Source organism: Bradyrhizobium sp. RD5-C2, assembly GCF_019972155.1.
Taxonomy (GTDB): domain Bacteria; phylum Pseudomonadota; class Alphaproteobacteria; order Rhizobiales; family Xanthobacteraceae; genus Bradyrhizobium.
Map to the genome: position 1 here is coordinate 128,894 of NZ_BOVL01000057.1, position 13,013 is coordinate 141,906.

At 62.5% G+C, this 13,013-nt stretch carries 11 protein-coding genes and 1 tRNA gene; 5 read left to right on the plus strand and 7 right to left on the minus strand.

Annotated features, from left to right (window positions below; translation table 11 throughout):
* Positions 1–122: 122 nt before the first annotated feature.
* Positions 123–1,676: an MFS transporter gene (locus tag BraRD5C2_RS36815; RefSeq protein WP_223977048.1), complete on the plus strand. Its 1,554-nt coding sequence runs from the start codon at positions 123–125 to the stop codon at positions 1,674–1,676.
* A gap of 46 nt (positions 1,677–1,722) precedes the next feature.
* Here the strand turns inward: BraRD5C2_RS36815 and BraRD5C2_RS36820 are convergent, their stop codons facing one another.
* Positions 1,723–2,928, minus strand: coding sequence for an ABC transporter substrate-binding protein (locus BraRD5C2_RS36820; protein ID WP_223976911.1), 1,206 nt, complete (start codon positions 2,926–2,928; stop codon positions 1,723–1,725).
* Between the two features lie 185 nt (positions 2,929–3,113).
* Here BraRD5C2_RS36820 and BraRD5C2_RS36825 point away from each other — a divergent pair, with 185 nt between their 5' ends.
* From BraRD5C2_RS36825 to BraRD5C2_RS36835, 3 genes are read left to right on the plus strand one after another with little or no spacing between them, the layout of a single operon-like run.
* Positions 3,114–3,773, plus strand: a complete 660-nt coding sequence (locus tag BraRD5C2_RS36825) for a helix-turn-helix domain-containing protein (RefSeq protein ID WP_223976913.1) — start codon at positions 3,114–3,116, stop codon at positions 3,771–3,773.
* A 3-nt stretch (positions 3,774–3,776) separates the two neighbouring features.
* The gene (locus BraRD5C2_RS36830) at positions 3,777–4,214 is read left to right on the plus strand and encodes a cupin domain-containing protein (RefSeq protein WP_092116247.1); all 438 of its coding nucleotides are present in this window, start codon (positions 3,777–3,779) and stop codon (positions 4,212–4,214) included.
* 26 nt (positions 4,215–4,240) lie between these two features.
* Positions 4,241–5,368 carry an iron-containing alcohol dehydrogenase gene (locus BraRD5C2_RS36835; RefSeq protein ID WP_223976915.1) on the plus strand — a complete coding sequence of 376 codons (1,128 nt, stop codon included), beginning with the start codon at positions 4,241–4,243 and terminating at the stop codon, positions 5,366–5,368.
* A gap of 110 nt (positions 5,369–5,478) precedes the next feature.
* On the opposite strand, the gene BraRD5C2_RS36840 is transcribed toward BraRD5C2_RS36835, so the two are convergent.
* The 6 genes from BraRD5C2_RS36840 to BraRD5C2_RS36865 all read right to left on the minus strand — a co-directional run bounded on the left by BraRD5C2_RS36840 (position 5,479) and on the right by BraRD5C2_RS36865 (position 11,855).
* Positions 5,479–6,471, minus strand: coding sequence for a Csu type fimbrial protein (locus BraRD5C2_RS36840; protein WP_223976917.1), 993 nt, complete (start codon positions 6,469–6,471; stop codon positions 5,479–5,481).
* An 87-nt stretch (positions 6,472–6,558) separates the two neighbouring features.
* A complete protein-coding gene (locus tag BraRD5C2_RS36845; protein ID WP_223976919.1) occupies positions 6,559–8,958 on the minus strand; it encodes a fimbria/pilus outer membrane usher protein in 2,400 nt (799 codons plus the stop codon).
* Between the two features lie 40 nt (positions 8,959–8,998).
* Positions 8,999–9,742: a fimbrial biogenesis chaperone gene (locus tag BraRD5C2_RS36850; protein WP_223976921.1), complete on the minus strand. Its 744-nt coding sequence runs from the start codon at positions 9,740–9,742 to the stop codon at positions 8,999–9,001.
* An 84-nt stretch (positions 9,743–9,826) separates the two neighbouring features.
* Positions 9,827–10,567, minus strand: a complete 741-nt coding sequence (locus BraRD5C2_RS36855; RefSeq protein ID WP_223976923.1) for a Csu type fimbrial protein — start codon at positions 10,565–10,567, stop codon at positions 9,827–9,829.
* A gap of 128 nt (positions 10,568–10,695) precedes the next feature.
* Positions 10,696–10,771: transfer RNA gene (locus BraRD5C2_RS36860), tRNA-Ile, on the minus strand.
* Positions 10,772–10,886: 115 nt separating this feature from the next.
* A complete protein-coding gene (locus BraRD5C2_RS36865) occupies positions 10,887–11,855 on the minus strand; it encodes a Bug family tripartite tricarboxylate transporter substrate binding protein (protein WP_223976925.1) in 969 nt (322 codons plus the stop codon).
* 119 nt (positions 11,856–11,974) lie between these two features.
* Between BraRD5C2_RS36865 and BraRD5C2_RS36870 the strand changes: the two genes are divergently transcribed.
* Positions 11,975–12,943: a TAXI family TRAP transporter solute-binding subunit gene (locus BraRD5C2_RS36870; protein WP_223976927.1), complete on the plus strand. Its 969-nt coding sequence runs from the start codon at positions 11,975–11,977 to the stop codon at positions 12,941–12,943.
* The last annotated feature ends 70 nt before the right edge of the window (positions 12,944–13,013 follow it).

The following is a 13,013-nucleotide window of genomic DNA, read 5'->3' on the forward strand; positions in this document are numbered from 1 at the left end:
GTATTGTCTGCTGCCACAAAAGTGATATACTCAGTATACATCTCAAATACGCATAAGATGAGAGGTGAGGGACGATGACGGACACGCTGCATTCTGCGCGCGCCATTGGCGCGACTTCCGCAATGACCGCCGAAGAGAAGAAGGTCGTATTGGCGTCGTCTTTTGGCGCGCTGCTCGAGTGGTACGACTTCTACATCTACGCGGCGCTTGCCGTTCAGCTCGGGCACCTCTTCTTTCCGAAGGGCAATGAGACGGCGGCATTCCTCGCAAGCCTCGCAACGTTTGGCGCCGGCTTCCTCATTCGCCCGATCGGGGCGCTGTTCTTCGGCCGCCTGGGGGACATGGTCGGACGCAAGAAGACGTTTCTGGTGACCATCATCCTCATGGGCGTCGCCACGGTCGGCGTGGGATTGCTCCCGACCTATGATCAAATCGGAATAGCCGCGACGTACGGACTCGTGCTTTGCCGCTTGCTGCAGGGGCTGGCGCTTGGCGGCGAGGTTGGCGGAGCCGTGACCTATGTCGCGGAGCACTCGCCGGTCAACCGGCGTGGCGCGTACACCAGCTCACTTCAGACCACAGCGACGCTTGGGCTTCTGAGTTCCATTATCGTCGTCTTTGGGTTGAAGCTGATCCTTTCCGATGCGCAGTTCCACGATTGGGGCTGGCGCCTGCCATTCGTGCTGTCGCTGCTGTTGCTCATCGTATCGGTCTACTTCCGGGCGAGGCTGCATGAATCGCCCACGTTCCAGCGAATGAAGGCTGCCGGCGCAACGTCCAAGGCGCCGGTCACGGAGAGCTTTACGCGCGCCGCGAACCTCAAATACGTCGTTCTGTTGTTCGTCGTTGCTGCAGGCCTTGGCGCGATCTTCGGCACCGGACACTTCTATTCGATGTTCTTTCTCAACAAGACCCTGAAAGTGCCGATGGACGACGTGCAATTGCTGATCGGGCCGGCCCTCGTGGTGGTCACGCCGCTGTATGTCTTCTTCGGCTGGTTGTCCGATCGCATCGGCCGCAAGCCCATCATGGCGATGGCCTGCTTGCTTGCGGCTGTCACCATCCAGCCGATCTTCAAAGGCCTGACGCACTATGCAAATCCTGCCCTGGAGCGCTTCCTCGAGAGCACCGATATTGTCGTCACGGCGCGCGACTGCAATTTCCGTCTGTTTGCCGAGGCGACCACGGAATGCGACAAGATCACCGGCTTTCTGACTGATCTTGGCGTTCAATATCGATCGGAGCCAGCAGCCCCGGGCGCACCGACCACGGTCAAGATCGCGGGACAGGTCGTCGAAGGCTTCAACCCCGATAGCCTCAGGAAGGCGTTGGTCTCGGCGGGATGGCCGTCGTCCGCCGATCTTTCGAAGATCAACCGCCCCGCGGTATTCGGGCTTCTGTTCGTGCTCGTGCTCTATCTGGCGATGGTATACGGCCCGATGGCGGCCTTCATGGTCGAACTGTTTCCGGCGCGCATTCGATATACGTCCCTCTCGTTTCCGTTCCATGTGGGCGCCGGCTGGGTCGGAGGCATGCTGTCCTTCGTCGTCACGGCGATGAATGTGTATTCCGGCAATCCGTACTTTGGATTGTGGTATCCGGTGATCGTGTCTGGCTTCGCCTTTGTTGTTGCGATCTGCTTCGTGCCGGAGACGCGTGGCCGTCCGTTGGATTGAAGCTGCGATGGCGGACGATGGCGTTTGCCACCGTCCGCCTGCGTCGTTACTGCGAGACCAGCTCGCAGCCACCTTCGCCGAGCGGGCGAAAGGCCTGCTCGGCGGGAATCGTCGCGACGATGTCGTAGTAGTCCCATCGTCGGCTCGACGCCGCCGGTGTCTTGACGCGCGCCAGGTACATGTCGTGCACGAACTGGCCGTCGGTACGGACCATGCCGCGAGCGAACGCGTCGGTTACCGGCAATTCGCGTATCTTGGCTGCGACAGCGAGGCCATCGTCGGAATTTGCGGCCTGCACCGCACGCAAGTAGTGACGCACTGCTGAATAGACGCCGGACTGGGTCATGGTCGGCATCCGCCCAACCTTCTCAAAGAACTTGTTGGCCCACGCGCGCGACTCGGCATCGCGGTCCCAGTAATACGCGGTGACGAACTGCAGGTTCTGCGCGGCCGCAAGGCCCATCGCGTCGACGTCGGTGAGGAATACGGTCGGTGCCACCAATGCCTGTCCGCGGGTGATGCCGAACTCGGCGGCCTGCTTCACCGAGTTGGTCATGTCGGCGCCGGCGTTGGCCAGCGCGATCACCTTGGCGCCGGAGGCCTGCGCCTGCAGCAGCACCGAACTGAAGTCGGCGGTGTTGAGCGGGTGGCGCACCTCGCCGATCACCTTGCCGCCGCCGCTCTCGACCGCGCGGCGCATGTCGGCGGCGAAGGCGTGGCCGAACGAATAGTCCACCGTGACCAGGAACCAGCTGTCGAGCTTCTGCGCGGTGAGCGCCCGTGCGAGGCCGTAGCCGTTAGTATAGCTCGTGTAGACCCACTGGAACGAGGTGCGGGTGCAAGCCTTGCCGGTGAAGTCCGAGGAGGCCGACGCGTTCAGCACGACCTTGTTGCGTTCCTTGGCGAGCGCGGTCACCGCGAAACCGACGCCGGAATTGGAAATGTCGGCAACGGCGTCGACTTTCTCCGTGTCGAACCAGCGCCGCACGATGCCGAGCCCGATGTCCGGCTTGTTCTGGTGATCGGCTGAGACGATCTCGACCGGCACGCCGCCGATGCTGTTGCCGAATTCCTCGGCCGCCATCTTCGCCGCGATGACCGAGCCTTCGCCGCCGAGGTCGGCATAGGCGCCGGAGCGGTCGTTGAGAACGCCGATGCGGATCACATTGTCGGACATCGCGGCGTGCGCGACGTGAATGTGCAGCAACGTCGCGGTCATTGCCGCGCATAGGGCCCTGAGAGTGGTTGTCATGGTCGGGTGCTCCTCCGGAAGTCGTGTTGTTTGCAGTTTGCTTTTGTTGCGTGATACGCAATTCGCTTGTGTATCGATGCGGAGAACCACCGGAGTTTCCGGCAGTCCCAACATCGGGTCAATAAAAATTGCTTGTAGAGCAATTTTTATTGACAGGGAAGCAAATTGAGGCGAGGGTCGGAGCAATGAAGACGCAGGACGAGACGCTGGCGAGGCTTGGAGCACGCATTCGCTCGCTGCGGGAGGAACGTGGCATGAAGCTGAAGGATCTGGCCGACAGCACCGGGTTGTCCGACGCCTTCGTGTCGCGCCTCGAGCGCGGGCAGGTGTCGAGCTCCGTTGCCAATCTGATCCAGATCGCGCAGGCGCTCGACATTGGCGTCAGCGAATTGTTCGCCGCGCCGCAGGACCAGTCGCGCAGCCACGTCACGCTGCATCGCCATGGCGACGATGGTGAGGACCAGAGCATCCCGAGCACCGGCTATCGCTGGCGATTGTTCGCGGGCGGCATGCCGAACGATGATCTGGAGGTTTTTCACCTCTCGTTCCCGCGCAAGAACCGGATGGACCTCATGGTGTCGCATCCGGGACAGGAATACTGCTACGTGATCAGCGGTCGCATCCGCTTCCACGTCGGCGCCGAGGTGTTCGATCTCGCGCCCGGTGAAGGCATTTTCCTCAATTCCGAGCTGCCGCACCGCGCCGACAACATCAGCGAGGACGAAGCGCGCATTCTGATGGTGGTCGCGAAGTCGCCGCAGAAGGCCGAGCATTTCGACTGGTGGCGCGTGCCGAGCGCCGCCGCTCCACCTCGATCACCCAAGAGCAAGCCCCAAGGAGACTGATCCATGCAGACCGCAACCGCGACCGGCAGGCACCTGCCGTATGAGGCGAAGCACATCGACGATGTGGAGTGGGAGACCATCCGCTGGCCTGGCGAGACCGGCAAGATGCTGTTCCACCCGCGGCCGGAGCGGCCGACCGAGCCGAACGCAGGCATCCTGCGGCTGGAGCCTGGCGCGCATCATCCGATCCACAATCACGAGTTCGCGCAGGTCTGGTACATCCTGAGCGGCGAATTCAGGATCGACGACAATCTCTACACGCCGGGCACGATGATCTTTCATCCGGATCCGCATTTCGAAGGCAAGTTCGAGACCGCGACCGGCGGCGATATCCTGATCGTGCAATATCCCGGTCCGACCACCGGCGGGCGGCCGATCTATGCGGGGCGCTTCAACATGGAGCAGCGTCGCGATATCGCCGAAGAACGCACCGATCTCTGATCGATCGACGCAACGGACGACAGGCCATGGCGCTGATCACCTATCTCACCACCATTCGCTTCCGCTTCGGCGAGGCGGACGCGCTCGGCGATGAGATCGCAGCGCTCGGTATCCGTCGGCCGATGCTCGTTACCGACCGCGGCATTGTCGCGGCCGGCCTGGCGGCGCGCGTGACCGCCTCGCTCGGCACTGCGCCGGTGGTGTTCGACGCGACGCCGCCGAATCCGACCGAGCGTGCGACGCAGCAGGCGCTCGCACGCTATCGTGAGGCCGGATGCGACGGCCTCGTCGCGCTCGGCGGCGGCTCGCCGATCGATCTCGCCAAGGCGGTGGCGCTGCTCGCCAGCCATGAAGGCCCGCTCGCGCAATACGCCGCGATCGACGGCGGTGTCGCGCGGATCACCGCCGCCGTCGCGCCGGTGATCGCGATTCCGACCACCGCCGGCACCGGAAGCGAGGTTGGCCGCGCTGCCCTCATCACGCTCGAGGACGGCCGCAAGGTCGGCCTGATCAGTCCGCATCTGATCCCGGCGCGGGCCATCTGCGATCCGTTGCTGACGCTCGGCCTGCCACCGGCGTTGACGGCCGCGACCGGCATGGACGCATTGTCGCATTGCGTCGAGACCTATCTGTCGCCGCGCTTCAATCCGCCGGCGGATGCGATCGCCCTCGATGGCGCGGCGCGCATCGTCGGCCATCTCAAGCATGCCGTGACGGCGGGCGACGACCGCGACGCCCGCGCCGAAGTGATGATGGGCGCGCTGCAGGGCGGCCTGTGCTTCCAGAAGGGGCTTGGCGCGGTGCACGGGTTGTCGCACGCGCTTGGCAGCCTCGCGTCGCCGAGCCTGCATCACGGCACACTCAATGCCGTGCTGATGCCTGCCGTGATGCGCTATAATGGCCCAGTGATCGCGGTCAAGCTGCCGCGGCTGCGGCTGGCGCTCGGTCTGGCTGATGATGCCGACGTCGCCGCGTTCTTCGCTGCGCTCAATGCCGAGCTCAATCTGCCGCGCGGTCTGCGTGCCATGGGTGTGCCGGCCTCGGTACTGGACGACATGGCGGAGAAGGCGGCGAGGGATCATTCCACCGCCACCAATCCGCGTCCTGTGGATGCCGACGGCTACCGCGCCATTTTCCAGGCGGCTTGGGAGTGAGTTGACCGCAGCGATGATTCTGGCCGGCGATGCCGAACGGCTGCTTCGATGCAGCGGGCGTGTCGATTTTATCTTTCGAGTTTTCAAGCCCCTGGTCCGGGAAGATCGGGCTAGAAGGTCACGGTGACGACGATGGTGTCGGCGTAGGCTCCTGGAGGGGGCGAGATTTGCGGTGGAACGCGCCCATAGACTGAAACGCTCTGGTTCAACGCTGTTCCTGTGCCGAGCACGCAGGTATTGGCGCCGGACGTGCAGGTTGTGGCGGATGTCGTACTCGTCCAGGCACCGGTCCGCGCCGCATCCGTATAAAGATTATAGTTGATGAAGCTGGAGCTAGCCTGCATGCGCCGCTGGTTGCCGCTTGCGTGTAGTCCGTTGTCGAGGCCGATCGAGTAGGGGGTCGTATTGGTGCACTTCACCGAAATCGTCCCAACGCCGTCAATATTCGACGTCAACAGCGAAGCGTTACCGAAGTTGAGCGGCGTGGTCGAAACAATGCAATTTCCGGCGATTGTCGCCGTCCATGGTGAAGAGCCTGCATTTGTCGTCGTTCCCGGGTTCGACGAACAATTCGGGCTTGTAAGAAGATAGGCCGCGTAGGCGATGACCGGAGAGGCCGTACTCCAGACGTAGGTCCCGGGTATCGTTGCCTGCTGATTGGCGAGGAAGCGCCCATAGACGGTCAGGCTTTGTTGCGCGGGCCCGCCCAAGAGAGGAAGGCTGAGATTGATGCTGACGCCACCGGAGCCGTACGCGGTGGTTCCGTATCCCCAGGAACCCCAGACCTGCGTGCGCCCGGAATCCGTATAGAGCTCGTGTATTGCCGTATTCGCTCCACTTCCCAGCGATCGAACCGAGCTGCTGCTGTTGGGCGCCCCCTGGTTGAATTGCACACACGCATTAACCGTGCAGCCGAGCGCACAGCCGCTGCATGTTACGGTAAATGTCGAGGTCGTATCGACGGCGCTGCCCGCCAGAATGTCGACAGATCCGTAGTTGCCGGACGCCGAGGTAACGGAGCAGCTTTGGGCGTGGGCCGAAAACGATGCCGCAAATTGCAGGAGCAAGGCGACGAGCAATGTTCGCTTTGAGCCGATGACCACGATTTCGATCTCACAATGCGCGTTGGTCGGAATGGATGATCGAGGAGATTGATGTATGAAGACACTGTTTACGTATGAATGACTGCATCATCGGCACGCGACGCCAGGAATCCGGACCTGTTCGCCTGGCCTTGGAACAAACGCGAACGTTGCGTGGCAGCGCACGTCGGCTAACTCGATTTCGGCTTCGTTCATTGACGTTAGCCCTTTGATATAGGCTTGTCCGTCGTAGCCGACGACAAACCCGCCTCCGCCGGTCATGTGGCCGACGGCCCCGGCCGGCAGCACGCGATTGTCAGGTCCGACAAAGGCAACCAGCGCAGCCGTCGTCTCCTTGCGGACGTCAAATCTGACGAGCATCCCGGCGCGATCGGCCGGAGCGACGATGTCATGCGTTGTTGCTGCTTCGTCGTCGACCGGAAGGTTCGTCGGGTCGATCGCAATCTTGTTCTTCTGGTAGGACCGGAGCGTCGGGATCAGCAGCATGCCGCTGGAATCGGTGACACCCGCCCGGCGGTTCTCGCTGAGGACCTCGACATCCGGCACGCCAGTCGCGACCACCGCGAAACTGTCGTCGATCCAGTTCGAAAGGAAAACGCCGCCTCCCATGGTCGTGATCGACCCACGCAATTCCAGTGATCCCACGCTGCCGGATCCGGCCTGGCTTGCGCCTGCCTGGACGGTGCCGTAGCTCGACCTGTAGGAAGCTGTGGCCTCCCGGTACCTCGATGATCCCTCGGAATCGTGGACGCGCCAGCCGTAGCTGCCGGGCTCCGGCCCAAGCGACTTGACGGCATCAACGCTGCCGGTTGTACCGCTCCGTCCGCTGGAAACCCCGGTCGTGATCGAAGCCGAGTGGCCAAAAGGGATGCTCAAACCGGCAAACACGCCGGTATTTTTCCTGGAGCGGAAATCGTGGAAGACGGTGGAGAATATCGACGCATTATAGGGCAACGAACGCGAGTAAGAGGCCGTCACGATATTGGAACGATGGCCTGAGTCATCGCGTAGACCGACAAAGCTTGCACTCAGGCTGGCCCGGGGGTCGAACGGCATCGGAGCGCTGAAAGTGATGCGATCGAGTGCGACCGGGGCACGGGCGCTGCCATAGATGCCGGTCACATAAGCAAACGAGTTCGACAACGGGGCGATACTGCCGGGCAGGTAGTTGAACAGACCGTTCAGGTTTTGCAGGCCGCCGTTCAACGTCACGATGCTTTGCAATCTTGCGGTCGCCGAGGCAAGGTCGTCATAGGTGCCGAAGGTGTGTTGCGAACTCGCCGAAATGCTCACGCCAAAGAGCCGGGTCTCATAGGAAGCGTAGCTCTGCAGACCGCGGTTCGTGCCGCTTCCGCTGCCGGCCAGGGCCACGGCGGCGACACCGATCGTCCCGGTCCTGAAGATACCACCGATGCCACCGTTGATGACGCCGGCTCCGCCTTCGACGTGCGCCTCCGCCGTCAAGCCATCGTAGATACCTCGTCGCAGGGTTGCAGAGCCGACCGGCGAGCCGACGTAGACGTCACTGCTCGAGCCGTAGGACAGCCGCGGCAATCCACCCTCCACCGACCAACTGCTCAGCCCGGGCGCAAGCAGGCTCGAGGTCGCATAGAACGGCGCCGACGTCTGGATTTCGTGACCTGCCGAATCCCGCACCACGAGTTGCGTCGTACCGGCGCCGGAAATCAGCGGTACGTTGTTCACGCTGAAAGGGCCGGACGCGACGTCCTGAGAAAATGTCTTGATGTTGTTGACATAGACATCGACGGTTGACGGCACTGCCGCGCTACCGCCGATGGTCGCGAGCGGCGCAGTGATGAGGTCGGGCCGCAGGGTAAAATCGCGTTGAGCCTGGAGGCCACCGATCCTGATCGGCCGTGACCAGGCCAGTCCGCCGTTGATCGTATCCCCAGCAACGTAGCCGATCATCCGGTCTTGGTCGGAATACTGGAAAGACGAATTCAGTCGTGTCGCCTGCGCAGGCTGCTGCGGACCAGTGCGGACGATCGCCGACTGTTCGGCGGTGCCGTAAGGCGAAAACGCCCGAGCATCGAGCAAGAGCGATGTGTTACCGAGCCCGATCAATCTCGGGGTCGCTGCGTTGCTGGTTGAACTCAACAGGTCATAATTTAGTACCGCACCGGGATCGGCCCGCGCCCTTGGCAGGTTCCCGCTGGAGCCGCCTGCGTCAAAGAGCTGCGGCTTGCGTCCGGCTTCGTCGACGGCAATGAATATCCGCTGTGTTCTCTCCTCATATCGATACTTTAGGGTCGGGATATCATCCAGTGCGATGATCTCGCCCGGTCGATGCGACGGGCCCGGTTGCAGGCCGAGGCTTTCGAGTTCCTCTACCGTTCCGCCGATACGACCGTCGTCGAACCGCACGAATGATCCGATTGTTCGGGCAGGCATGGAATTGATCACGACATCGAGTTGCAGATTTGTCTGGTTTTCCCCCGCGCGCGAACGCCCGACACAGAGGACCATGCCGAGGAGTGCTAGGATGGACACAAGCGCGGAGCCTCTTCTACCGCCGAGTCGGCGACTCAATAACCGCATGAGTCTGGCCCTTGTCCGTTTCCGCCGTGACGGAGATGGATCCGCCAGATCCAAAGCCGCGAGGATATTTCGGCGTGGCCCAACTCATGGAGGAATGTCCGAGGACATAGCCGAGGAGACCGTTGCCAAAGGACAAGGTAGTTCCCGATGAATCCTTAAGCCGCAGGTTTGCGATGCGTAGCCGCTCGTCGCCGGCATTGCTGGTCACGACGGTTAGTTGGCCAGCTTCAGTACGGAGCGCCCAGGTAATTTGTGGCCGGCTGATCTCGCGGCCACGAAAAAACGCTGGGATCGACTGTCGTACCAAAAGATTGACGCTGCGACCCTGGCTGCCGCCCGCTCGCGGCAATTGGTCGACGATGACACGATAGCTTTCTTCGCCATTGACCGGCTGTTTCGACACCCGCACAACCCGCACGACGTAGTCTGAATGAGGTGCCATCCTGACGGCCGGAGGTGATGCCACCACATCGGTTGTCGGTTCAAGACTCTCCTTGCCGTCGGACTGCGACCAGCGAAGCACGCGGGTCTGGACCTCGACGTCGGCATCTTCGTCATTGCGTAGCGTCAGGGAAGCCGCCGCCGCCGGTGCATTCAGTTCCAGGAGAACGGGTTCAACGCGAAGCGCGGTGGCATGGGCAACCTCCATGAATGCCAGGCTTGCAGCAAACGCGGCCAGTAGAGTCGAATTTTGATGCATCGCGATGCCCAATCGATTTCGAAATCGTGCGCCAGGAAGGCGTTTCGTCGATACGCAGATGCAACGGAACAGCGGGCCGCTGCCGCGGCCCCTTCTTCAATAGGTGATGGTCATGACCACCGTGTCCGTGTAGGTGCCGGTGCTCGGTGCGGTGCCGGTAGCGGGAACGGTGCCGTAAATGTTGACCGTCTGCGCCGATCCGTTACCGGTGCCGAGAAAGCAGCCGTTCGTGGTCGTGCAGGTGGTGCTGCTGGTAGCCGTGGTCCAGGGGTTGGTATGGGCTGAATCAGTATAGAGATTGTAGTTGATAAAATTCCCGGCATTCGTCATCCGCCGCTGGCTGCCGGACACATTTGCTCCGTTGTCCATGGCGATGGAGTACGGGCTGCCATTGGTGCAGGTGACCGAGACGGTTGTGCTGCCCGACTGCAAGGTGGTCGCGAGCGTTGTTCCGGACACGCTCCCGAAATTGAGCGTCGCAGCGTTGATTGTGCAAGCCGCCGTGATGGTGATCTGAACGGTCAAGTTTGCGGTCGATGTGCCGGCCTGGGCGAACGTTTGATAACTGGATGCCACGGCAACGAAGAGTGCGACCGCTCCCATTCGCGAAGCCTGCCCGATTCGTCGCTTCAGCAATGGTCCACGGTCGTCGCGAATGCGAATCGTTCGACAAGAATCGAAAGCCCGGCAGGCCGCTCTCGTGGTCAGCCGGCAAACTTCTTCGATATCTTCCAATGAATTCTTTTTCATCGCCAATTGTGCCCGAACACGCAGGCCGTCGTCGTCAACCAAAAAATCAAAATTGGGTAAATTTTGCATGAGCAAAAGCTTCGCCATGCCTGATCGAACTATCGAGAACTATGGCCCCATCAAAAGCTATGATGGCCAGCAAAGTCGGCCGGCGAATTCGGGGCCACGTCGGCTCTGGCCGCGCTTGGGCTTAGCCTGCCTCCCTCTGAACTCATTGGTGGGCCCGGCAGGACTCGAACCTGCAACCAGACCGTTATGAGCGGCCGGCTCTAACCATTGAGCTACAGGCCCCGCCGCCTTGCGGGCCGCGAGGCGCGGCCGGCAACGGTGCGGGCTCCGTTTACAGGGTGCGTGGGGTTTCGGCAATGCCGCCGCGAGGCCCCGGCGCCGCCGCACCATCGGCCGCTCAGTCCACCGAGACGCCGGCGAACTCAACCACCTTGCGCCATTTCTCGGTCTCGTCGGTCACCAGTCTGCCGAATTCGGCCGGGGTCATCGGCTTCGGGATGCCGCCGACCTCGGCGAGGCGCGCCACCAGCTTGGGGTCCTTCAGGGCCTCGCCGACCGCCTTGTTGAGGGTATCGATGACTTCCGGCGGGGTGCCCTTCGGCGCCGATATGCCGTAGAAGCCGACCGCCTCGAAGCCCGGCACGGTCTCGGCGATCGCCGGCACGTCGGGCACGCCGGGCCAGCGCTGCGGCGAGGTGACGCCGAGCGCGCGGACGCTGCCGCCGCGCGACTGCTCGAGCGCCGACGGCAGGTTGTCGAAGATCAGCTGCACCTTATTGGAGATGATGTCGGGGAAGGCGATCGCGGATCCCCGATACGGCACGTGCTGCATGTCGCATTTGGTCATTGCCTTGAACAGCTCGGCCGACATGTGCACCGAGGTCCCGTTGCCGGACGAGGCGTAGGCGATCTTGCCTGGATTGGCCTTGCAGTAGTCGATGAACTCCTGAACGGTCTTCACCGGCATCGCATTCGAGACCACCAGCATGTTGGTGAGCTGCATGATGCTGGCGACCGGGGTGGTATCGCGCAGGAAGTCGTAGGGCAGCTTCTTGTAGAGCGAGGTCGAGATCGCGTTGTTGGGCGCGACGAACAACAGCGTATAGCCATCAGCCGGCGAGTTGATCGCAGCAGCGGCTGCGATGTTGCCGCCGGAACCGGCGCGGTTCTCGACCACGAATTGCTGGCCGAGATGATCCGACAGCCACTGGCTCATGATGCGCGCCACGATGTCGACCGGGCCGCCTGCGGCAAAGCCGATCAGCCAGCGCACCGGACGGTTCGGATAGTCGGACGCCGAGGAGGGGGCAATCGAGGCAAGGCAGCAGATCAAACCAAGCAACGCGGCACGTGCGAACCGGAACATCGTCTCTCCCGTCATTTTCTTGTGACTGTTGCCTTCATGGTTTCACAAAACGCTGGCTTTGCCTACGACCACGCCCGTGCGACCATAGTCGCGCTCACGTGCAATGCTTGAGGCTCGGGATGAAATTCGCTGTTATGATTTGCGCCGGCGCGCTGCTGCTCGCGGGCGGCACGGCGGCGCAAGAGGGGAGCAAGACCATTTCCAAAACCACGATCAGTTTCGCCACGGCGACGCCGGGTGGCGGCTTTCCGCTCTATGGCAACGCCTTCGCCGAGGTGATGAACGCGGCCGACGCGACGCTGTCGATCGAGCCGCGCAACACCAAGGGCTCCAACGAGAACATTCCGTTGCTCGAGGCCGGCAGCGTCGATATCGCAACCGTTGCCGGCGAGCCGTCCTACGAGGCCTTCATGGGCATCGGCCGGCCGAAGGCGACCAGGCTGAAGATCCTCACCGCGATGTATTCGAGCCCGGGCATGTTCGTGGTGCGGGCCGACAGCCCCTACAAGACGATCCAGGACCTGGTCGGCCAGCCCGTCGCGTTCGGCGCCAAGGGCTCCGGCTTGCCGATCCTGTCGCGCTATATCCTCGACGGCATCGGGCTGAAGCAGGACGAGGACTTCAAGTCGATCTATCTCGATCGTGCCGGCGATGGCCCTGCGATGGTCGAGGACGGCCGCGCCGCGGCGCTGTGGGGCGCCGGCATCGGCTGGCCCGGCTTCAGCAAGATGGCCGAGAGCGCGACCGGCGCGCGTTTCATCGCGCCGACCGCGGACGAGATCGCCCGCATCCGCGCCAAACACACCTTCCTGAAGCCGCTGACGATCCCGGCCGGCAGCTACCCGAAGCAGACCGCCGCGATTTCCTCGGTCGGCTCCTGGAGCTACATCCTGGTGCGAGAGAGCCTGCCCGACGATGTCGCCTACCGGCTGGCGAAGACGTTGCAGGGCGTCGAGGCTGACTTCTGCAAGAAGCTTGCCCAAGCTTGCGAGACCACGGCAGCGAACACCGTCGCCGCCGCGCCCGATATCAACCTGATCCACCCCGGCGTGCTGAAGTATTTCAGGGAGATCGGGGTGGCGAAATGATCTCTGCATGGGCGCGTCGTCGCGTCTATGCAGAGGTCATTCCGGGGCGCGCGAAGCGCGAACCCGGAAG